The organism is Mammaliicoccus sp. Q-M61, from assembly GCF_022386055.1.
Classification (GTDB): Bacteria; Bacillota; Bacilli; order Staphylococcales; family Staphylococcaceae; genus Mammaliicoccus; species Mammaliicoccus sciuri_A.
In genome coordinates, this window is sequence record NZ_JAJNJL010000001.1 from 601300 (window position 1) to 622478 (window position 21179).

The following is a 21179-nucleotide window of genomic DNA, read 5'->3' on the forward strand; positions in this document are numbered from 1 at the left end:
TATTTTTAAAAGGTCTTAAACGTTTTTTTGTAAACGTTATCAGATTTTTTATTTAAAAACAGACTTAACTTGATCAAGTGCCCAATCTAAATCTTCTTTTTCGATAATAAGTGGTGGTGCAAAACGAATAACTGTATCGTGTGTTTCTTTACATAACAGACCTAATTCTTTTAATTTTTCACAATATGGTCTTGCATCTTCAGTTAGTTCGATACCGATGAATAAACCTTTACCTCTTACTTCTTTGATTGATGGATGATCAATTTTTTGTAATTCTTCTTTGAAATAAGTTCCTAATTCTAAAGAACGCTCAGATAATTTTTCATCAATTAGTACATCTAATGCTGCAACAGATACCGCACATGCTAGAGGGTTACCACCAAAAGTAGAACCATGTGAACCTGGGTTAAATACTTCTAGTATTTCTTTATTACCAACGATACATGAAATTGGGAATACGCCTCCGCCTAATGCTTTACCTAAGATATACATATCTGGTTGAACATTATCCCAATCTGTTGCGAATAATTTACCTGTTCTACCAAGACCAGCTTGAATTTCATCTGCAATGAATAATACATTGTTTTCATCACAAACTTCTCTAATTTGTTTTAAATAACCGTCTTCAGGTACATTAATACCCGCTTCACCTTGAATAGGTTCAATTAATACTGCTGCTGTATTTGGTGTAATAGCAGATTTAATTTGTTCGATATCATCGAAATCAACAAGTTTGAATCCACCTAATAATGGACCGTAGCCTCTTTGGTATTCTTTTTCTGAAGAAAGTGAAACTGCAGCCATTGTACGACCATGGAAGTTACCATTCATCGCAATGATTTCTGCTTTGTTATCTTCTACGCCTTTCACATCATAAGCCCAACGTCTTGCAGCTTTAATAGCCGTTTCAACAGCTTCAGCACCTGTGTTCATTGGTAATACCATTTCTTTATTTGCAAGTTTACAAATTTTTTCATACCAAGGACCTAATTGGTCACTGTGGAATGCACGTGAAGTAAGTGTTACACGATCTGCTTGATCTTTTAATGCTTGGATAATTTTCGGATGACGATGACCTTGGTTAACTGCAGAATAAGCAGATAACATATCTAAATAGCGATTGCCCTCTGGATCTTTAACCCAAATACCTTCCGCTTCTGAAATTACAATTGGTAATGGCAAATAGTTCGGCGCACCAAATGTATTTGTTTGTTCAATGATTTCTTGTGACTTTGTCATATTAAATCTCCTCCCATTAAAACAGTAGAGCATGTATACGCCCTACTGTATTTTTATTATTTCAACAATATTATAACATTTCTGAAGTAGTACGTCCTTGTAAGTGAAGTACTAAGTAATCTGGTCCACCTGCTTTAGAATCTGTACCTGACATTTTAAAGCCACCAAATGGTTGGTAACCTACAATTGCACCTGTACATCCTCTATTGAAGTATAAGTTACCTACCATAAAGTCTCTACGTGCTTGTTCTAATTTAGAGCGGTTATTTGTAATAACGCCACCTGTTAAACCGTATTCTGTATCATTTGCAAATTCAATTGCTTGATCAAAATCTTTTGCTTTGCTGAAACCAACAACTGGTCCGAAGATTTCTTCTTGCATTACTCTGTCGTCATGTTTTAAATCAGCAATTACAGTTGGGTTAACGAAATGTCCTTTTTCTTCGTCAGTTGTACCACCTGCTACAATACGGCCTTCTTTTTTACCGATTTCGATATATTTTTTAATTTTGTTTAATGAGTTTTCGTCAATTACTGGACCCATATAATTAGCTTGATCAGTTGAATCACCGACAGTTAATTTTTCTGTACGTTCAACTACTTTGTCTAATAATTCATCATAAATATCTTCAACTGCAATGACACGTGAACATGCTGAACATTTTTGACCTGAGAATCCAAATGCTGATTGTACAATTGAATCTGCTGCTAAATCTAAGTCGCCTTCCGAATCAACGATAATTGTATCTTTACCACCCATTTCAGCAATAACGCGTTTAAGGTGTGTTTGGCCTTTTTGAACTTTTGCAGCTCTTTCGTAAATAGAAACACCTACATCACGAGAACCAGTGAATGAAATAAGACTTGTATCTTTATGATCAATTAAATAATCACCGATTTCACTTGATGAACCTGGAATGTAGTTTACCACCCCTTTTGGTAAACCTGCCTCTTCTAAAACTTCCATAAATTTATAAGCGATAACTGGCGTTTTAGATGATGGTTTTAATAACACAGTGTTTCCTGTTACCACTGGTGCTACAGTTGTACCAGCCATGATCGCAAATGCGAAGTTCCATGGTGAAATAACAACACTTACACCAACTGGTAAATAATTATATTTATTATATTCTCCTGGACGACTTTCTACTTTTTTACCGTCTTTTAATTCAAGCATTTGACGTGCATAGTATTCCATAAAGTCGATTGCTTCAGCAGTATCTGCATCTGCTTCTTTCCATGGTTTACCACCTTCTTTAGAAAGTAATGCTGAGAATTCGTGTTTACGACGTCTCGTAATTGCTGCTGCTCTGAATAAAACGTCAGCACGGACACTTGGATCAGTATCTCTCCATGTTTTAAAGGCTTCTTTAGCAGCTTCCATTGCTTTTTCAGCATGTTCTTTGCTTGCTTTAGAAACTAATCCTACTGTTTCTTCAATATTTGAAGGGTTATATGAACGTGTTTTATCTTCTGTAAAAATACGTTCTCCTCCAACAATAATTGGATACTCTTTTCCTAAATATCCTTCAACTGTTTTAAGACCTTCTAAGTAAGCAGCCTTATTCTCCTCTTTCGTAAAATCAGTAAATGGTTCGTGTTTGTATGGAATCATTAAAGTAAACCTCCCTATGTTTATACGGGGTATTAAGAAACCCCTTACATCCCTATAATGACACACTTTTATAGATTACTTCAAGCTATTTTTTTCTGAATTTTTACAATAAAAATAAGTTGTAAATTTACTTCAAATAAATATTCAAAAAGCCGTTTAAATGTTCATTCAATGAAGTGATTTTTCGCATAAAAAAAGCCGGATTATCATGTAAGATATCCGGCTTTTAAAGACGATAGATCATTTATTCGTCTTCAAAATGTTTATTTGATTGTTTAATCCACTTAGGCAACCTTTCTTCCAAAGGTTGAAACCCGTATTTTTCTGTCTCTCTAATTTCATCTAGAACTGAGCGCTTTTCTTTCTTACGTTCTTGTCTTTTGAAATATTCATTATCTTTAAGTGATAAATTCAACTTGCCATCCGCTTCAACTTTAATTATTTTAGCTTTTACTATCTGGCCAACATTAAGAAATTGATTAAGGTTGTGCACGTAATCATTCATCACTTCAGAAATATGAATGAGACCTTCCACATGATCAGGGGTTTCAACAAAGGCGCCATATGGCTGAATGCCAGTCACTTTTACCTTTACAAACTGACCAACTTTATATTGTTTTCTCACTTTTAGAAAACCCCTTGTACTTGAAGTTATTAACTATTTCATCATAGCATAGTTATTTTTATTAAACCATTAATTTGATATATAATTCTGAAAATATTATGCATAAATATAAATCATCTATAAATTCATGAATTTATTATTAGATTAAGAAATAAGTATTCTATGGAGAAAATAGATTAAAGATTCTTTATTTGTTGTAGGATTTGTATGGGGATTTTGTGAGATATGAGATATGTTGGGCGCTAACGATCTTGTTTCTGTTTCTTGAACGTTAGAATTTCTAACGATCTTGTTTTCGTGTCTTGATCGTTAGCGCCTCGTTTTTGCTCTATTTTTGGATTTTTTTCTGCGCTAACGATCTTGTTTCTGTTTCTTGAGCGTTAGAATTTCTAACGATCTTGTTTTTGAGTCTTGATCGTTAGCGCCTCGTTTTATCTCTGTTTTTGGATTTTTTTCTGCGCTAACGATCTTGTTTTGATTTCTTGAGCGTTAGAATTTCTAACGATCTTGTTTTTGAGTCTTGATCGTTAGCGCCTCGTCTTATCTCTGTTTTTGGATTTTTTTTCTGCGCTAACGATCTTGTTTCTGTTTCTTGAGCGTTAGAATTTCTAACGATCTTGTTTTTGAGTCTTGATCGTTAGCGCCCACCCCTTAACTCAACATATAAAAAAAGAGACTTCGACATACATATGTCTCAGTCTCTTCCTATATATAGTATTCGTTTGGAATGCTTTATTTACTTCTTATTGTTCTTTTTCTCCTCTTGCTCTAAATGATCCATTACTTGTTTTTCAAATGATTTCATTTTTTCTTCGTCTTTTTTAGATTTTTTACGGAACATCATAAATACGATATACGCCAAAATCATAAATAATATCAACGTAGCAACAGCAGGAATATATTCTAATTTATTATCTGGAAAATAAAGAAATTCCATCATAAGCCGACCACTCCCTTAGCAACTAAATTATACCAAAGATTGAGTCGAATGCATTGATTTTTTTATGACAATTGAATGTCGATTTATTTTATAATTTCAATTGTTTCAATTACTACGTCTTCAACTGGTTTATCGTTAGCGCCAACTTTAACGTTTGCGATTTCTTCAAGAACTGATTCACCTTCAACAATTTGACCAAATACTGAGTGTTTTTGGTCTAACCAAGGCGTACCACCTTTTTCTGCATAGCGATCAACGATTTCTTCAGGCCAACCACCATCTTTAAGTTGAGATAACATATTTGCTGGTACTTCTTTCATTTGTACAATGAAAAATTGTGAACCGTTTGTGTTTGGTCCAGCATTAGCCATAGATAATGCACCGTATAAGTTAAATGCTTGTAATGAGAATTCATCTTCAAAAGCACTTCCATAAATACTTTCGCCACCCATACCTGTACCAGTTGGGTCTCCACCTTGAACCATGAAGTCATTGATAACTCTATGGAAAATGATGCCATCATAATATTTTTTTTCAGCTAAACCGATGAAGTTTTCAACAGTTTTAGGTGCTAATTCAGGAAATAACTTGAATGTCATGTTTCCTTTAGTTGTTTTAATTTCTACAACTCTTTCACCTTCTAATATTTCAGTTGTTAATTGAGGATAGTTTGTCATTTAATATTCTCCATTCATGTTAAAATAATTACAATAGTGATATCATAACATAATTTTTTAGAAAGGGGATATCAACATGTATTATCAATTTCCACACAAAACAGGTCAATATGTCGTAGAAGTAGTTGAAGAAAAAGGAGATCAGTTTCTTGTTAAAGTATTAGCTGTTCTCAAACATCCTAGACAAGGAGATCTACATAGTCCAAATGAAGTTGAAAATGTCTTTTTCCACGAAAGAAAAGCTTTAAGTCAATTCGAAAAAAGATATACAACTGCACAGTTTTTAAAAGAATATCCGTACGATGTTTCAAATTATATCGATTCATTAAAAACATCATTAGCTGAACTTGAAGAAAAAATGATTAAAAGAAATAATGCTTATAGTGAACAAGCTTTAAAGTGTATTGAACAATTAAAAATAGATTATTCACGTCAATACAAGGCGAATTTTTAGCAAAACTAAAAAAATTTTAATAAATTTTTAACGTGTTTCTTCATATTTAAAAATAACCTAAAAATTCTGAAAGATTGACTTGATAGTATTTTCAAGCATTAACTTTATTGTGTATAATAATATTTATAAGATTTTTGGAAGGAGGTTATTAAATGAGTTTGATACATATTATGATTTTGTTACCTTTAATTTTTGCAATCATAATACCAATTTTATACAGATTTTATAAAGGTATACATCTAGGATGGTTTGTACTACCTATTCCGATTATTATATTTAGTTATTTTATGTCATACATAAATGTTCCAGATTCGGAAAAACCATTCATTGTAATATGGGATTTCATGCCTAGATTAGGTATGAACTTCTCCGTTCATTTAGACGGACTAAGTTTATTATTCGCATCTTTAATTACAGGGATTGGTGCGCTCGTTGTTTTATATTCCATTACATATTTAAGTAAAAATGAATCACTCGGTAATTTTTATTGTTATTTACTTATGTTTATGGGAGCTATGTTAGGTGTTGTATTATCAGATAACCTATTAATGCTTTACCTATTCTGGGAATTAACATCTATTTCAAGTTTCTTACTTATCGCTTATTGGCGCCATAAACAATCGTCAATATACGGCGCACAAAAGTCATTATTAATTACAGTGTTCGGTGGCTTAATGTTACTAGGTGGATTTATTTGTATCGCAATTGCAGGTAATTCATGGAGTATTACCTCTTTAGTACAAAATGCCGCTGAAATTCAAAGTTCACCTTACTTTATTTTTGCAATGATTTTAATTTTAATTGGTGCTATGACTAAATCTGCACAATTTCCATTTCACATTTGGTTACCAGATGCAATGGAAGCACCTACACCAGTCAGTGCGTATTTGCACTCAGCAACAATGGTTAAAGCAGGTATATATTTAGTTGCTCGTACAACGCCAATTTTTGCAGCAAGTGCTGGATTTGTTTGGGCGGTAACTGCTGTCGGATTAATCACATTGTTCTGGGCATCATTTAACGCTGTTAAACAACAAGATTTAAAAGGTATTTTAGCATTCTCAACAGTTTCACAGCTCGGTATGATTATGTCCATGCTTGGAATCGGTGCTGTCAGTTATCATTATTCTGGTGAAGAAAGTCAGTTATTCTTAGCTAGTATTATCGCTGCAGTATTCCATTTAATTAACCACGCAACATTTAAAGGTGCGTTATTCATGATTACGGGAACAATCGATCATGAAGTTGGTACAAGAGACATTAAGAAATTGGGCGGTTTAATGACCATCATGCCAATTTCTTGTACATTCACAATTATTACTGCATTAAGTATGGCGGGTGTTCCACCATTTAATGGTTTCTTATCTAAAGAAATGTTCTTAACAGCAATGTTTGATAGTCATCAAGCTGATGTATTTGGTTTATCAACACTTGGGTACTTACTACCTATCGTTGCGATTGTTGGTAGTATCTTTACGTTTGTATATTCATTTAAATATGTACATGAAATATTCTTTGGAGATTACAAACCTGAAGCATTACCTAAGAAACCACACGAAGCGCCATTACTTATGTTATTGCCGACAGGTATTTTGACATTCTTAGTTGTGTTATTTGGTTTATTCCCAAATATATTAAGCAACAGTATTATTGCACCAGCAGTAAGAGCAATTGCACCATTCGCTGATGCGCCTGATGTTCATATATCTCATTGGCACGGTATAACACCTGCCTTAATAGGTACATTAATCGTATTTATTATAGGTTTTATATTATTTAAATCAGTAGAAAAATGGTTCAATATTTACAGTATTCAACCTGAATACTTAACATTTAATTATTATTACGACAGAGGTATTCAATTAAGTTCTTATATATCAAACAAAATCACGCAAAGCTATATGACTGGATTTATCAGATCATACTTAATGTATATTTTCGCATTCTTTATCATTATGACTGCACTTACGTTATTTACACATCCTGTAAGTGTTGCATTCGATAATATAAGCGAAATCAGACCATATGAAGTGATTTTAATGGGCTTAATTTTAGTGAGTACATTCTGTATCGTATTAGCTAAATCAAGACTATTTAGCATCATTATGTTAGCTGCAGTTGGTTATTCAGTTGCTTTATTCTTTGTATTCTTCGGTGCACCAGACTTAGCACTGACACAGTTATCAATTGAAACAATTTCAACTGCCCTATTCTTACTATGTTTCTACCATTTACCTAAAATGAGTAGACATGATGAAAATAGAAACTTTAAAATTGGTAACTTAATTATTTCGATTTGTGTCGGAATCGGAGTTGTTACAATTGGATTGATTTCATATGGAAATAGACATTTTGATTCTATTTCTCAATATTATATAGATAATGTATACGATCTAGCCGCCGGGAAAAACATGGTAAACGTAATTCTTGTAGACTTCCGTGGATTCGATACATTATTCGAGTCAGCTGTTTTAGGTATTGCTGGCTTAGGTATTTACACATTAGTTAAATTAAGAGACAAAGGTAAAGATGGAGGTGAAGAACATGAAGAAACAATCGAATGATGTATTCTTTCAGTTTAATGCCATTATCATTTCCTTAATTATTATGATGTATGCTGTTTCTATTTTCTTTGGTGGACACTATACACCGGGTGGCGGTTTCGTAGGTGGATTATTACTTTCATCTGCTGTCATTATTATCGGTATAGCTTTTGATACTAAAACATTAAAGAAAATGTTCCCATTTGACTTTAAATTAGTAACAGCAACAGGTTTGTTCTTCTGTGTTCTAACACCAATTTTAAGTTGGACATACAACAAAACATTTTTCACACATAAATTTGGAGAATTCCATCTTCCTATCTTTGGTGAAGTTCATTGGCATACAGCAATGCTATTTGATTTAGGTGTATTACTAGCTGTTGTGGGTACTGCCATTACTATCATATTAGCGATTGGAGAGAATGAATAATGGAAATATTAATGATTTTCGTTGCAGGTATTATTATATCCGTATCAGTGTACCTAGTTCTCTCTAAAAGTTTAATTAGGATAATTATTGGTACTACATTACTATCCCATGGCGTACATTTAATGTTACTGACAATGGGTGGATTGAAAAAAGGTGCCTTACCAATTGAAGAAGAAGGTATTAAGAACTATGTTGACCCATTACCACAAGCATTGATCTTAACTGCCATCGTAATAGCTTTCGCTGTTACAGCATTCTTCTTAGTATTAGCTTTTAGAAGTTATAAAGAATTAGGAACAGATAATTTAGAAGAGATGAAGGAGGTACCGAAAGATGAGTAATTTGATTATTGTACCTCTTGTCATTACGTTTTTAACGGCCGTTACGTTAATTTTTGTCGGTCACAGACCTTATGTTAAACGTAAAGTAGTATTAACAGGTTTCTCGTTAGCATTTTTAGTGAGTTTATATAACCTCTACCACATATATATGAATGGAACACAAACTTTAAATTTAGGTAGCTGGCCAGTTCCATACAGTATTGTTATATACGTGGATATGTTAAGTGCATTACTCGTAACTGTAAGTTTACTGATTACGCTTATCGTACTCATATACTCTCACCAATCAATTGGACTCCATCGTGAAAGATATTTTTATTACTTTGGTGTTTCAATGATGGTGACAGGTGTTAACGGCGCATTTATGACTGGTGACTTATTTAACTTATTCGTATTTTTCGAAGTATTTTTAATGTCATCATATTTATTACTTGTTATTGGTGGTACTAAAATCCAACTACAAGAAAGTATTAAATATATACTCGTTAATGTATTAACATCTGCATTCTTTGTATTAGGTGTCGGTATGCTTTACTCAATTACTGGTACATTAAATATGGGAGATTTACATGTTAAATTCGCTGAACTTTCAGGAACAGATTTAAATATCGTTGTGATTACATTTATTATGTTTCTATTTGTATTTGCGACTAAAGCAGGTATGTTTCCACTGTATTTCTGGTTACCTGGCGCTTATTATGCACCACCAATTCCAATTATCGCGCTATTCGGTGCTTTATTAACTAAAGTCGGTGCATATGCAATTATGCGTACATTTAGCTTATTCTATTCAACAAATAGTGAATTTATTACGCAAACATTAATTGTTCTAGCAATTTTAACAATCATCATGGGTTGTATCGGTGCTATCGCTTATTACGATGTTAAAAAGATTATCATCTATAACATTATGATCGCGATTGGCGTTATCCTAATCGGTGCTGCTATGATGGATAAAAATGGCATGATGGGAAGTATATACTACTTGTTACATGACATGATTATCAAAGCTGCTTTATTCTTATTAATTGGTGTCATCATTAAAATAACTGGTACTCCTGATTTAAGAAGGTTCAGTGGATTAATCAATCACTATCCAGTTCTTGGTTGGATTTACTTTATAGCTGCCCTTTCGTTAGCAGGTATACCACCATTAAGTGGTTTCTATGGTAAATATATCATCGTAATGTCTACATTTGAAAATGGTTATTACATAAGTGGTATTATCGTTCTTTTATCAAGTTTATGTGTGCTCTATTCTGTAATGCGCATATTCTTAATGGCATTTTGGGGTGAAGAAAAAGGTTATATTTATAACCCTAAACTACCAATTAATAAATTAATGATCGCATCAGTTGCCATTACAATTGTAGCCATTCTATTTGGTCTTGGTGCAGACTACTTATATCCATTAGTGGAAAAAGCTGCATTACCATTCTATAACCCAGAGACTTATGTTAATGCGTTAGGAGGCGATTATTAATGGCGATACAAGTACTCATAAATGTTCTTTTAGCTGCATTATGGATGATGCTTTCAGATACGTATACATTTGGTGCATTTGTATTTGGTTATCTATTTGGTATATTGTTCGTCTTAGTAGCCTTACCGCTTCTTCCAGGCAAACATTTATACTTACGTCCTGTTTGGAAATCACTAATTTTAGCAGTTATATTCATGAAAGAATTAATTTTAGCGAATATAGATGTTATTCGAATAGTCATACAAAAAGAAATCCATAATAAGCCTGCATTTTTCGCTTATCCTACAGATTTAGATAAAGATTGGGAAATTAGTTTATTATCACAATTAATCACTTTAACACCAGGTACAATCGTCGTAGCAATTTCAGATGACAAAAAAACACTTTATATTCATTCAATTGATTTTTCAGATATCGATTCTGAAGTGAGTGCGATTAAAGATTCATTTGAAAAAGCTATCAAGGAGGTGAGCATACGATGACAAATATATTCGTTATTATCGCGATTATCATCGTTGCACTCTCTATGATTGGTATGCTGATTCGTGTTATTATTGGCCCTACTCTTGCTGATAGAGTCATTGCGCTCGATGCATTGGGTATTACATTAATGGCCATCATAGCTTTATTCTCAGTATTAACTAATACTAGATATTTATTCGTTATACTTTTATTAATAGGTATATTAGCATTCTTAGGTACTGCTGCATTTGCGAAATTTATGGATAAAGGAGAGATCATTGAAAATGATAGAAACGATTCTTATTAGTATCTCAATTTTTATGATGGTCATTGGAGCTTGCTTTAGCTTTTTCGCAGCGTTAGGTATTCTAAGGTTACCAGATGTCTTTTCTCGCGCACACGCCTCAGGAAAAGCTTCTACGTTAGGTGTAATGCTTATCTTGTTAGGCGTATTAATATACTTTATCGCAAAAGAAGGACATTTCAATGTTCAATTACTACTAGGTATTATCTTTATATTCATAACAGGACCATTAGCAGGTCACTTAGTTTCAAGAAGTGCTTACTATATGGGCGTTAGACCTAGTGAAAGAACAATACGTGATGATTTAAAAGATGCAAAATAAATAATAAGAGCATGGGACAGTTAATCCCATGCTCTTATTTGTTTATCTTTTCTTTTTGATAGCAATTGTTGCGCGTATAACGGAGATGAGTTCGTCTTGTTCGTTCGTAACTTTGACGTCCCATACTTGAGTTGTTCTTCCGATATGAAGGGCTTGACCTATTGCACGTACTGTACCTGATCGAGTTGACTTTATATGGTTTGCGTTGATTTCTAATCCTAATGGTATTTCATCTTCACTTGAAGCGTAATGTGCTCCCATAGATGCTGCTGTTTCTGCTAATGCTATTGTTGCACCGCCATGTAAGAATCCGAATGGTTGTTTAACTTTATCCGTTACTGGCATCGTCATTTCTATATAACCATGACTTGATTCGATTGTTTCTATTCCAAAGTTCTCTATTAAATCCATATGATTAATCCCCCTTAATCATACTATAATACCATTGCTGCAATAAATCCAAAAATAATTAGCGGGATATTATATATTAAGAAGTTCGGTATACATGTATCTCTAATATGATTGTGTTCACCATCAACATTTAAACCAGCTGTTGGTCCTAAAGTTGAATCACTTGCAGGGCTTCCTGAATCACCTAACGCACCTGCTGTTCCGATAACAGCTATTAATGCCATTGTGCTAAGTCCAATTTCTTGTCCAAATGGAATAAATAAACTAGCAATAATCGGGATTGTCGCAAATGATGATCCTATGCCTAGTGTTACAACAAGACCAATAGCATACATCATTATAATACTGAATGCTTTATTATCTCCTGTAATTGATGCTAGACTTTCAACTAGTGAACCTACTTCATTTGTGGCACTCATCACACCTGCAAATCCGTTTGCTGTTAAAATCACAACACCAATATATGCCATGATTTGAATACCTTCAACTAATTTAGCATCTAAGTCTCTCCAGTTATATAATCCTGAGAAGAAGAATATTAAAATCCCTGCTAATGCACCAAAAATCATAGATTCCGTTAATGTTTGAACAACGAATGTTCCTAAAATCGCTAAGCCAGTCACAATTAATGGATATGGCTTTAATGTTTTCATTTCTTCGTCTTCTTCTACTTTAATTGTTTTATATGTTCTAGGTTTCCAATACATTATAATCGCAACGATTAATCCGAATACATAACCCATTGAAGGAATTAACATCGCTTTCCAAATACTATTGAATTCTATATCTACGTTTGCTTTTCCAAATGCATCAAAGATAATAGATTGGAATATGTGACCATAACCGTATGGGAATAAAATATAAGGGAAACATAGTCCGAAACCAATAACTGTAGCAATTAATCTTCTATCCATCTGTAGTTCATTAAATAAGCTTAATAATGGTGGTATAAGAATAGGTATAAATGCGATATGGACAGGTATAATATTTTGACTGAGTACTGATATGACAAGTAATACAGCTACTAATAATATTTTTATTTTTACTCTACTTTTCTGTGAATTTTCTTTTTTCATTGATGTAATGATTTTTCCAACGATGTAGTCAGTTATACCACTATATGAAATCAGTGCTGCAAATCCTCCTAATAATGCATAAGATAGTGCAACTTCTGAACCATCAACGATTGTTTTACCAAATGTGGAAATGACTTTATCAACAGACATTCCACTTAATAAACCACCTGTTAATGCACCTATGAATATACTTAGTACAACATTTAAACGCATTAAACAAAGTATAATCATCACAATAACAGCTACTAATACTGCATTTATTTCCAAAAAGACCCTCTCCATTCTTTAGTTCTCTACCACGATAAAGTGAAATAATGAACTTATCATATCAGTTGAGAAATAGCATGTCAACATTTCAAGAATTAGTCCGAATATTCTGAATCAAATTTCGTCATAATTAAAGCGGGATCTAAACCTAGCTTTATACATAGATTTTTAATCCCGCTTTATATGTGATTGATTTTATTTATTTTTTAAGAAATGTAGTACTGTTGGTATCATAGCACCTGTCGCACCCTTTGGACCTTTGAATGAATCCTTTTCTGTTTCCCCTGAACCTGCAATATCAAAGTGTAAGTGTGGTATTTCATCACTAAAGTGTGTTACAAATGCTGCTGCAAATAAAGCTTTACCGTTTTTATTTAAAATACAGTTAGTTAAATCTCCAACTTCTGAAGATTTAATATCTTGTTTCTCTTCATCTGTTATCGGTAATTCAAAACTTACTTCATTTGAATATTTCGCAGCTTGTTTCACATCATCAATGTATTGATCAGCATCGCTTGAGAATATCCCCGTTTTCCCTAAACCTAATGCTGCAACAACAGCTCCTGTTAATGTCGCAAAGTTCATAATAAGCTCTGGCTTATATTGTTTAACGAATGAAACAGCATCACCTAATACTAATCTTCCTTCAGCATCCGTATTTGTTATTTCAACTGTTTCACCACTTAATGCTGTATATACATCATCTGGTTTCATTGCATTGCTTGAAATCATATTTTCAGCTAATGGTAATACTGCTACTACATGAATTGGTAATTGTAATTGATTGATAGCATGCATCATACCTACTACGTTACTTGCGCCACTCATGTCATATTTCATCGTTGGCATACCTGTTTTTGATTTAATTTGGTAACCACCTGAATCATATGTCACACCTTTACCTACAAGTGCAATTGGATCTTGAGTTGAACCTTTATATTCAAGCACGACTAAACGAGGTGGGTTTATAGATCCTTTACCAACTGCATCTAATAAACCAATACCTTCTTCTCTAATTTCCTCTTCATTTTTAATCGTGACTTTCACTTGTGAATCTTTAAAATGTTGTAAAATTTGGTTTGCAAAATAATCTGGCGTTAAAATATTCGGAGGTGTTTGTGAATAAGTTCTCGCTAAATTAACACTCTCTCCTAAAATTTCACCTTGATTAATAAATGTCGTAACATCTTCATTTGTCGTTGTAACATAATTAATGACTGTATTAACATTTGATGATTTATTTGATTTATACGTATCAAATACAAATGTAGCTTGTGTGAATAACCAACCAAAACGATAAGCACGTTCTTGATGAGATACATTTTGTGATACAAACGTATCATCTAATAAATGTACTTCTTCAATTCTATTACTTTGTAAATATCTGCTTAAGTTTCCGTACACAACTTGATAGTCATTTTCTTTAATTTCTTTTAAGTTACTTAACCCTACAGCAATTAATTTAACGACTTGTCCATTTAAGATAATCGCTGTACTTGTGATTTTACCAAGTTCGCTACTAATAATTTGTTGTTTTTTTAAATTTTCAAGTTGTCCGCCTAAAATTTGATCAATTTCATCAAAATTGTGCATTTGATTTAAATGACTTGGACAACCGATTACAATCGGATGTTCATTATTAGAATATGATTCTTTAATTTTTATATTCATCATTATTATCCCCTTTTGTTAAAACATTGAATAACCGCTTCTTCGTAAATTCCTTATAACAAATCCTGCGACAATCGCGCCAATCCATCCTGAACCAAGCATTAATATATCCGCAGTATGTATGTGTGTTAAACCTGTAATAAGTTTTGAAAATGCAGTTGCTGGATCTGTAAAGTACATAGCCGTGGAAATTTTATCTACAATTGCAAAAATAACAAATGGATAAAGTACGACCATTAACCAAGTACCTTTTAATAGCATATTTAATATAAAAGCGATTCCAAAAAACAGAACAAAAAATAATGCCATTGATATGATAACTTGCGGTAAAGATATCATAGCTAACCTCCTTTAAAAAAAGAGACCCGCCTAATAGCAGGTCTCTACACTTAATAATGAATCAATTAGAATTTACCTTTTTTATAGGCTAATCCGATACCACCAATTTTGAAAATTGCACGAGTATCGATAACTTTTTTCATGAATGCTGCTTTTTTACCAGTAATTTCACGACCCATAACAACACCAACACCATCATGGCTACCTAATGAACATACAGTACCTTTGTCGTCGTATACGAATGGTTCTGTTTTCTCACCATTGAAGATGTTTTTAATGTTTTTAGCAAGGTGTTCACCTTGTTGCATAGCGATTTGTGCTGTTGTTGGAAGTGGACGTTTGTTGTCTCCTTCACCAGCCATAACAGCTGAACAGTCACCAATTACGAAGATATCATCATAGTTGTCGATTGATAAATCATCTTTAACTACGATACGACCACGTTTAACGCCGTCAAATGATTCTTCCATTAATTTGCTACCTCTAACACCTGCAGCCCAAATAGCTGTGTTAGCTTCTAAAGTTTGTTCTTCGTCGTTAACTTTAACTACGAAACCTTTTTCATTACAAGCAACGATTGGAGTAGAAATTTTGAATTCAACGCCACGATCTTCTAAATATTTAACAACGTAGTTCACTAAGTTTTCTGAGAACATAGGTAACATTTTTGGAGCAGCTTCAACACAAGTGATTTTAACTTTAGATTGATCTACACCGTATTTTTTACATAATTCAGGAATACGTTCTGTTAATTCACCTAATAATTCAACACCAGTGAATCCAGCGCCACCTACTAAGATTGCTAAGTCATTTTCATCTTTTTCTTTAGATGCAGCATAATTAGCAAATTTATCTTCGATGTGTTTAGCAATACGACGAGAAGTGTTAATGTTTTCGATTTGTAAAGCGTGTTCTTTCATACCTTCAATACCGAATGTTTCACTTTCAAATCCTAATGCAACAACAAGAATATCATATTCAAATACACCGTTAGATGTTTCAACTGTTTTAGCATCTTTGTTGATTTTTGTTACTTCTGCTTTAACGAAGTTTACTTTATTTCTGTCGATTACATTTGTAATTGGGTATAAAGCATCCTCATAGTTTAAAGTACCTGCAGAAGCTTCGTGTAACCATGTAGCTTCGTAGTGATAATCGTTTTTGTTGATTAATGTAACATCAACGTCTTGGTTTGAAACTAATTTTTGCAATTTAGTTACTGTTTGTAAGCCAGCGTAACCTGCCCCTAATACTAGAACTTTTTTACGTTCAAATCCCATTATTTTCACCTATACTTTCTAAATTTTGTTTGACACTTATAGGAAAGTTGTGTCACTTTGTGTTTTTCCTCACAAATAAAGATAATACTATTTACATACAAGTTTTATTGTATATTTTTATAAAGATAAATTCAAGTGTGACATATCAATTCCTTAGCATTGTTCTGGTGTACCAGAAACATCTCTAGTCTTAAATGAACTTCCGCAACCACAAGCTGCAATCGCATTAGGGTTGTCAATCGCAAATCCGCCACCCATTAAAGATGTCTTAAAGTCAATTGTTGTACCATTTAAAATTGGTGCATCATTCTTATCAACTAACACTTTCACACCATAAAACTCTAGAACTTCATCATTCTCTGCTGGTTCTTCTTCTGCTGACATCCCGTAAGAAAGTCCCGTACAACCGCCACCTTTAACAGATACTTTCAAATAACCATTTGGCATATCGTTATTTTTCATCATATCTTTAACTTCATAAGCTGCTGCTTCAGTTAATATAACAGTTGACATATTTATTCCTCCTAAAAAATCCAATTTTCTTCTATATGACTATATATATTTTCAAGTAATTCTTCTGGTGTTTCTCCCTTGACCATATCTCCATTGACTAATGCATATAACCCTCTTGCACATGGTCCACAATTTTGTAGACAACCGTATTCCAATACATCTACTTCTGGATCATTGTCGAGCTTGTTAAACACTACATCAGCACCTTTGGCCAAGTTTGAAATACAAAATTCGACAATTGGGTTCAATGTGTTCACCTACTCACTTTTTATTCATTAAACTATTTTAACATTCATTGTAGTTTATGCCAAAAACGATTATACTAAAAGTATACTTATATATTATAAAATATATACATACAAATTTGTAGAAATTTGATTTATGGACAAAGGAGAATAACGATGAAAAGCTTAGTATTATTAGGGGGCGGATACGGTAATATGCGCTTAATGAAAGAAATACTTCCAAGCACATTACCTTCCGATTATTCAATTACGCTGATTGATCGTATGCCATTTCACGGTTTAAAAACAGAATTCTACGCATTAGCAGCAGGCACAAAACCAGATAAAGATATTCGAGTTCAATTTCCAAAAGATAAAAAAATTAATACAGTATATGGGGAAATTACTGATATTGATTTAGACAATCAAATTGTTTCAGTTGGAGATACACGAGTTGATTATGATGAACTTGTAATAGGTTTAGGTTGTGAAGACAAATACCACAACGTACCTGGCGCAAAAGAATACACTTATAGTATTCAAACTGTTCAAAACGCACGTAAAACATACCAAGCAATATGTGACTTACCAAGCGATGCAACTGTTGGTATCGTTGGTGCAGGGTTAAGCGGTATAGAACTTGCAAGTGAATTACGCGAAAGTAGACAAGATATCAAAATCAAACTTTTCGATAGAGGTGCACGAATCTTACCTGCATTCCCAGAAAAGTTAAGTAAATACGTAAAAAAATGGTTTGATAAACATGATGTAGAAGTTGTACCAAATTCAAATATCACTAAAGTTGAACCAGGACAACTTTATAACAACGAAGATATTCATAACGTTGATTTAGTCGTATGGACTGCCGGTATACAACCAGTTGAAATCGTTAGAAATCTTCCAGTTGATACTAATGACGGTAGAAGGGTTATCGTAAATCAATATCATCAAATTCCAACATATCCAAATGTATATATTGTAGGCGATTGCGCAGCATTACCACATGCACCAAGCGCATATTTAGCAGAAATACAAGCTGACCAAATCGCTGAAGTCATGAAATTACAATGGGCAAACAAACCACTACCTGAAAAGATGCCAGAATTGAAACCACAAGGATTTGTAGGTTCACTTGGTGAAAAACAAGGATTCGCTTATTTAATGGAACAAACCGTAACAGGTCGTTTAGCAAGAGTCATTAAATCAGGCGTCTTATGGTTATATAAATATCATAACGGATAAGAAAAAAGTAGCAGATTACTCTGCTACTTTTTTTCTGTTGTATGTGGGGGTTGGTTGGAAGTGAAGATGTGAGTTTGTTGTGGTTGTTAAGGAACGGGATAACTTTAGTATTTTCTTGGCTTTATTCGGACATTAAGCCATGACTTGAACAATCTCTTGGCTTTACTCTCACATTAAGCCATGACTTCAGCTATCTCTTGGCTTTACTCTCACATTAAGCCATGACTTCGGCTATCTCTTGGCTTTACTCTCACATTAAGCCATGACTTCGGCTATCTCTTGGCTTTACTCTCACATTAAGCCATGACTTTGACTATCTCTTGGCTTTATTTGGACATTAAGCCATGACTTCGGCTATCTCTTGGCTTTACTCTCACATTAAGCCATGACTTTGGCTATCTCTTGGCTTTACTCAGGCATTAAGCCATGACTTGAACGATCTCTTGGCTTTATTCGGACATTAAGCCGCATCTTGCCTCATATCACACATCTACTCTCTACCCAACTCACCTGTCCCCAACAATCTTCCCAACATTATTCTTATTTATTGTTCTACTGCTACGTGTTCATCTATAAATTTTGTTACTGGCTTTAATTGAACATAACCATCTGCTACGTATTCATCATTGATTGTTACGAGTGGATAGAATAGTTCGTCTTCGTTTATTCTTTCAATAAATTGTTGGTCGTGATCTGTTAAATTTTCAGTTTGATTCATAATATCAATATATGTGTATTCAAGGTTTAACTCTGGATATTTTCTTCCTAAAATTGCTTGTAACCACTCAAATGTATCTTTTGATGATGGTGCATTTACACAACTTGCACATACAACATCAGCCCCATAAATTACTATACTTGCCTTGGACATTTTAGCATCCCCCTAGTTTCATGAATAGATTTTTTACCTTATTTCTATTATAATAGATAAATAAGATTAATGTATCTAATAACACTTGATGAGAGGAGTATTAATATATATGGCTACCGAACAACAAACAATGTTTGATCAAGTTAGTGATGTACTCGAAAAGTTAAGACCATTCTTATTACGTGATGGCGGCGACTGTGAACTAGTAGATGTTGATGACGGGATTGTTAAATTACGTCTACTTGGTGCTTGTGGTACTTGCCCAAGTTCTACTATTACGCTAAAAGCCGGCATAGAACGTGCTTTATTAGAAGAAGTACCTGGCGTAGTGGAAGTAGAACAAGTATTCTAACTTTATAATTAATAAAAAATAGGACATCGTTTATAAGACGATGTCCTGTTTTTTATTTCCTAGGTAATATTAATGATAATGTCTACTCTCTTTTCCATCATATGTTCCATTGATGTGTTGTATCATTTGTTCATTAATATATACCCAGCCTTTCCATCCAATATGAACGGCATCTGTTATAACATACGGTTCATATTCTTTATCGGTTAAATCATATACTTTCATATCGTTCTTTTGAATCATATGATTGATTTTCTCATATACCGCTTCACGTTTCTCTTTATCGACATGGATATGGTCATACCATTTTCCATTTGCTGGAATAACGATAAACAATGGATCTGCTTTGGCTTCTTTTAAAGTATCAATTAATAATTGTAAATCATCAAATTCTTTCGAATGCATATTAAACTCGTAATTACGATTATATCTTTTACGTTGCTGCTTTAATAAGTGCCAATATTTATCATTCATACAAAATTTGTTTGTTCTTGAATGTTGTGCGCCATATTCAGAAGCGTATAACTTCAAATCATTCCAATTCATTTGATTAAAATGATGGTGCTCTTCTCTATGTAACTTTGCTTTTTCTTGTCCAAAAATTGATTTTAAAGCGTCGTGTTTTTCATAGATGTTTTTTTCAAAATCATTCATAAATGTACCTTCATCATAATGATGATTTTCTTTTTCTATGATTGATTTTAAGTATGGGTCTGATTTTAATTGTTTGAATTGCACTAATCTTTTAGCAAAACGATCTTTAATTTCTGGACTTAACACTTTATTTTTAAATAAGTGGTCAGCTTGTAATGGTGAAAATCGAGCACTAAAATTATCATTAGTCAGTCCATGATTCGTAAACCATTGTGGAGAAATAATAATCGCTATTTTTTTACCTTTCAGATTATGTGCTTGGCTCCCCATATTAATTGCATGAATTAAATCAGTTGATCCACCCGTACCTATTAGATATGGTTGTAATTTCGCTTTTTTATCATTCAAGATATACGCTGGATGGAAGATGTCTTGTTTTTCCAATTCACTTGATCCAAAGATTGGATAGAACTTTTTGCTTAATAACATTTCTTCTTGTGAGTGCACACCTTTTAGTACTGTATCATCTAAAGATATCGCTTCGTTATTAATACTGTCATACTTTGAAAATGATTTAATCCATTCTACAGGTACGAGTAAAAATAAACCGAATAATAATCCACTTATTAATAATGGTAACAATAACTTTAGTTTCATTGTAATTCCTTAAGTACTTCTATAATTTTATTTGGTGTTGCCCACTCATCTCTATCAAAATCAGTAATTGTCACATCAATGCCTAAATTATTTTGAATTTCTAATAATAATCCAACTGTCGCAAATGAATCGATAATACCTTCTTCAAATATTTCAATATCAGGATTTTCTTTAACGATATCATTTTCTGCAACTTCTGCTAAAATATTTAAAACACTCTCTTCAAAATTCATAATATATCTCCCTT

At 33.2% G+C, this 21179-nt stretch carries 25 protein-coding genes; 10 read left to right on the forward strand and 15 right to left on the reverse strand.

From position 1 onward, the window contains the following. Window positions 1-48: 48 nt before the first annotated feature. The 5 genes from LQ677_RS02825 to LQ677_RS02845 form a co-directional block, all read right to left on the reverse strand. Window positions 49-1239, reverse strand: a complete 1191-nt coding sequence (locus LQ677_RS02825) for an ornithine--oxo-acid transaminase (protein WP_239748086.1) — start codon at window positions 1237-1239, stop codon at window positions 49-51. A gap of 70 nt (window positions 1240-1309) precedes the next feature. Beyond that, window positions 1310-2854, reverse strand: a complete 1545-nt coding sequence (pruA, locus tag LQ677_RS02830; RefSeq protein ID WP_058591479.1) for an L-glutamate gamma-semialdehyde dehydrogenase — start codon at window positions 2852-2854, stop codon at window positions 1310-1312. 244 nt (window positions 2855-3098) lie between these two features. Beyond that, the gene (gene ygs, locus LQ677_RS02835; RefSeq protein WP_025904700.1) at window positions 3099-3479 is read right to left on the reverse strand and encodes a S1 domain-containing post-transcriptional regulator Ygs; all 381 of its coding nucleotides are present in this window, start codon (window positions 3477-3479) and stop codon (window positions 3099-3101) included. 736 nt (window positions 3480-4215) lie between these two features. Further along, window positions 4216-4419 carry a hypothetical protein gene (locus LQ677_RS02840; protein WP_025904699.1) on the reverse strand — a complete coding sequence of 68 codons (204 nt, stop codon included), beginning with the start codon at window positions 4417-4419 and terminating at the stop codon, window positions 4216-4218. 83 nt (window positions 4420-4502) lie between these two features. After that, window positions 4503-5096, reverse strand: coding sequence for a peptidylprolyl isomerase (locus LQ677_RS02845; protein WP_025904698.1), 594 nt, complete (start codon window positions 5094-5096; stop codon window positions 4503-4505). Window positions 5097-5172: 76 nt separating this feature from the next. Here LQ677_RS02845 and kapB point away from each other — a divergent pair, with 76 nt between their 5' ends. From kapB to mnhG, 8 genes are all read left to right on the forward strand, one after another. Further along, entirely contained in the window at window positions 5173-5550 is a 378-nt protein-coding gene (kapB, locus tag LQ677_RS02850; protein ID WP_239748087.1) for a sporulation phosphorelay system protein KapB, read from the forward strand. Window positions 5551-5702: 152 nt separating this feature from the next. Continuing rightward, complete coding sequence (locus tag LQ677_RS02855) at window positions 5703-8114, forward strand: Na+/H+ antiporter subunit A (RefSeq protein ID WP_239748088.1); 2412 nt, start codon at window positions 5703-5705, stop codon at window positions 8112-8114. Further along, window positions 8095-8523 carry a Na(+)/H(+) antiporter subunit B gene (locus LQ677_RS02860; protein ID WP_239748089.1) on the forward strand — a complete coding sequence of 143 codons (429 nt, stop codon included), beginning with the start codon at window positions 8095-8097 and terminating at the stop codon, window positions 8521-8523. Before LQ677_RS02855 ends, LQ677_RS02860 begins: the two co-directional genes overlap by 20 nt. After that, window positions 8523-8864, forward strand: coding sequence for a Na(+)/H(+) antiporter subunit C (locus LQ677_RS02865; protein WP_025904694.1), 342 nt, complete (start codon window positions 8523-8525; stop codon window positions 8862-8864). Before LQ677_RS02860 ends, LQ677_RS02865 begins: the two co-directional genes overlap by 1 nt. Beyond that, window positions 8857-10347 (forward strand): Na+/H+ antiporter subunit D, encoded by a 1491-nt coding sequence (locus LQ677_RS02870; RefSeq protein WP_107565326.1) that lies wholly within the window; start codon window positions 8857-8859, stop codon window positions 10345-10347. The genes LQ677_RS02865 and LQ677_RS02870 overlap by 8 nt, the downstream gene beginning before the upstream one ends. Beyond that, complete coding sequence (locus tag LQ677_RS02875; protein ID WP_025904692.1) at window positions 10347-10829, forward strand: Na+/H+ antiporter subunit E; 483 nt, start codon at window positions 10347-10349, stop codon at window positions 10827-10829. Before LQ677_RS02870 ends, LQ677_RS02875 begins: the two co-directional genes overlap by 1 nt. Further along, the gene (locus LQ677_RS02880; protein ID WP_025904691.1) at window positions 10826-11116 is read left to right on the forward strand and encodes a Na(+)/H(+) antiporter subunit F1; all 291 of its coding nucleotides are present in this window, start codon (window positions 10826-10828) and stop codon (window positions 11114-11116) included. The genes LQ677_RS02875 and LQ677_RS02880 overlap by 4 nt, the downstream gene beginning before the upstream one ends. Continuing rightward, window positions 11094-11435 (forward strand): monovalent cation/H(+) antiporter subunit G, encoded by a 342-nt coding sequence (gene mnhG / locus LQ677_RS02885; protein WP_025904690.1) that lies wholly within the window; start codon window positions 11094-11096, stop codon window positions 11433-11435. The genes LQ677_RS02880 and mnhG overlap by 23 nt, the downstream gene beginning before the upstream one ends. 42 nt (window positions 11436-11477) lie before the next feature. On the opposite strand, the gene LQ677_RS02890 is transcribed toward mnhG, so the two are convergent. The 7 genes from LQ677_RS02890 to LQ677_RS02920 all read right to left on the reverse strand — a co-directional run bounded on the left by LQ677_RS02890 (window position 11478) and on the right by LQ677_RS02920 (window position 17240). Then, entirely contained in the window at window positions 11478-11846 is a 369-nt protein-coding gene (locus LQ677_RS02890) for a PaaI family thioesterase (RefSeq protein WP_191835728.1), read from the reverse strand. A gap of 23 nt (window positions 11847-11869) precedes the next feature. After that, the gene (locus tag LQ677_RS02895) at window positions 11870-13183 is read right to left on the reverse strand and encodes a Na+/H+ antiporter family protein (RefSeq protein ID WP_308193285.1); all 1314 of its coding nucleotides are present in this window, start codon (window positions 13181-13183) and stop codon (window positions 11870-11872) included. Between the two features lie 201 nt (window positions 13184-13384). Then, entirely contained in the window at window positions 13385-14860 is a 1476-nt protein-coding gene (locus LQ677_RS02900) for a M17 family metallopeptidase (RefSeq protein ID WP_239748106.1), read from the reverse strand. An 18-nt stretch (window positions 14861-14878) separates the two neighbouring features. Further along, entirely contained in the window at window positions 14879-15199 is a 321-nt protein-coding gene (locus LQ677_RS02905; RefSeq protein WP_025904686.1) for a YuiB family protein, read from the reverse strand. 65 nt (window positions 15200-15264) lie between these two features. Next, complete coding sequence (locus LQ677_RS02910) at window positions 15265-16479, reverse strand: NAD(P)/FAD-dependent oxidoreductase (RefSeq protein ID WP_037588845.1); 1215 nt, start codon at window positions 16477-16479, stop codon at window positions 15265-15267. A 153-nt stretch (window positions 16480-16632) separates the two neighbouring features. After that, on the reverse strand, window positions 16633-16992 hold the full coding sequence (locus LQ677_RS02915) for a HesB/IscA family protein (protein ID WP_025904684.1): 360 nt from the start codon (window positions 16990-16992) through the stop codon (window positions 16633-16635). 11 nt (window positions 16993-17003) lie between these two features. Continuing rightward, on the reverse strand, window positions 17004-17240 hold the full coding sequence (locus LQ677_RS02920; RefSeq protein ID WP_025904683.1) for a YuzB family protein: 237 nt from the start codon (window positions 17238-17240) through the stop codon (window positions 17004-17006). A gap of 153 nt (window positions 17241-17393) precedes the next feature. Here LQ677_RS02920 and LQ677_RS02925 point away from each other — a divergent pair, with 153 nt between their 5' ends. After that, on the forward strand, window positions 17394-18458 hold the full coding sequence (locus LQ677_RS02925; RefSeq protein ID WP_159315247.1) for an NAD(P)/FAD-dependent oxidoreductase: 1065 nt from the start codon (window positions 17394-17396) through the stop codon (window positions 18456-18458). 544 nt (window positions 18459-19002) lie between these two features. Here LQ677_RS02925 and LQ677_RS02930 read toward each other — a convergent pair. After that, the gene (locus LQ677_RS02930) at window positions 19003-19329 is read right to left on the reverse strand and encodes a YuzD family protein (RefSeq protein ID WP_037588843.1); all 327 of its coding nucleotides are present in this window, start codon (window positions 19327-19329) and stop codon (window positions 19003-19005) included. Between the two features lie 109 nt (window positions 19330-19438). Between LQ677_RS02930 and LQ677_RS02935 the strand changes: the two genes are divergently transcribed. Next, a complete protein-coding gene (locus tag LQ677_RS02935) occupies window positions 19439-19681 on the forward strand; it encodes a NifU family protein (RefSeq protein WP_025904405.1) in 243 nt (80 codons plus the stop codon). Window positions 19682-19750: 69 nt separating this feature from the next. On the opposite strand, the gene dltD is transcribed toward LQ677_RS02935, so the two are convergent. Next, entirely contained in the window at window positions 19751-20932 is a 1182-nt protein-coding gene (gene dltD / locus LQ677_RS02940) for a D-alanyl-lipoteichoic acid biosynthesis protein DltD (protein ID WP_191835726.1), read from the reverse strand. After that, complete coding sequence (dltC, locus tag LQ677_RS02945; RefSeq protein WP_037588840.1) at window positions 20929-21165, reverse strand: D-alanine--poly(phosphoribitol) ligase subunit 2; 237 nt, start codon at window positions 21163-21165, stop codon at window positions 20929-20931. Before dltC ends, dltD begins: the two co-directional genes overlap by 4 nt. Window positions 21166-21179 lie beyond the last annotated feature (14 nt).

Coding starts and splice junctions, on each gene's coding strand:
- LQ677_RS02825 (WP_239748086.1), bottom strand. CDS start 1,239: ATGACAAAGTCACAAGAAATCATTGAACAAACAAATACATTTGGTGCG.
- pruA (WP_058591479.1), bottom strand. CDS start 2,854: ATGATTCCATACAAACACGAACCATTTACTGATTTTACGAAAGAGGAG.
- LQ677_RS02840 (WP_025904699.1), bottom strand. CDS start 4,419: ATGATGGAATTTCTTTATTTTCCAGATAATAAATTAGAATATATTCCT.
- LQ677_RS02845 (WP_025904698.1), bottom strand. CDS start 5,096: ATGACAAACTATCCTCAATTAACAACTGAAATATTAGAAGGTGAAAGA.
- kapB (WP_239748087.1), top strand. CDS start 5,173: ATGTATTATCAATTTCCACACAAAACAGGTCAATATGTCGTAGAAGTA.
- LQ677_RS02855 (WP_239748088.1), top strand. CDS start 5,703: ATGAGTTTGATACATATTATGATTTTGTTACCTTTAATTTTTGCAATC.
- LQ677_RS02860 (WP_239748089.1), top strand. CDS start 8,095: ATGAAGAAACAATCGAATGATGTATTCTTTCAGTTTAATGCCATTATC.
- LQ677_RS02865 (WP_025904694.1), top strand. CDS start 8,523: ATGGAAATATTAATGATTTTCGTTGCAGGTATTATTATATCCGTATCA.
- LQ677_RS02870 (WP_107565326.1), top strand. CDS start 8,857: ATGAGTAATTTGATTATTGTACCTCTTGTCATTACGTTTTTAACGGCC.
- LQ677_RS02875 (WP_025904692.1), top strand. CDS start 10,347: ATGGCGATACAAGTACTCATAAATGTTCTTTTAGCTGCATTATGGATG.
- LQ677_RS02880 (WP_025904691.1), top strand. CDS start 10,826: ATGACAAATATATTCGTTATTATCGCGATTATCATCGTTGCACTCTCT.
- mnhG (WP_025904690.1), top strand. CDS start 11,094: ATGATAGAAACGATTCTTATTAGTATCTCAATTTTTATGATGGTCATT.
- LQ677_RS02890 (WP_191835728.1), bottom strand. CDS start 11,846: ATGGATTTAATAGAGAACTTTGGAATAGAAACAATCGAATCAAGTCAT.
- LQ677_RS02900 (WP_239748106.1), bottom strand. CDS start 14,860: ATGAATATAAAAATTAAAGAATCATATTCTAATAATGAACATCCGATT.
- LQ677_RS02905 (WP_025904686.1), bottom strand. CDS start 15,199: ATGATATCTTTACCGCAAGTTATCATATCAATGGCATTATTTTTTGTT.
- LQ677_RS02910 (WP_037588845.1), bottom strand. CDS start 16,479: ATGGGATTTGAACGTAAAAAAGTTCTAGTATTAGGGGCAGGTTACGCT.
- LQ677_RS02915 (WP_025904684.1), bottom strand. CDS start 16,992: ATGTCAACTGTTATATTAACTGAAGCAGCAGCTTATGAAGTTAAAGAT.
- LQ677_RS02925 (WP_159315247.1), top strand. CDS start 17,394: ATGAAAAGCTTAGTATTATTAGGGGGCGGATACGGTAATATGCGCTTA.
- LQ677_RS02930 (WP_037588843.1), bottom strand. CDS start 19,329: ATGTCCAAGGCAAGTATAGTAATTTATGGGGCTGATGTTGTATGTGCA.
- LQ677_RS02935 (WP_025904405.1), top strand. CDS start 19,439: ATGGCTACCGAACAACAAACAATGTTTGATCAAGTTAGTGATGTACTC.
- dltD (WP_191835726.1), bottom strand. CDS start 20,932: ATGAAACTAAAGTTATTGTTACCATTATTAATAAGTGGATTATTATTC.
- dltC (WP_037588840.1), bottom strand. CDS start 21,165: ATGAATTTTGAAGAGAGTGTTTTAAATATTTTAGCAGAAGTTGCAGAA.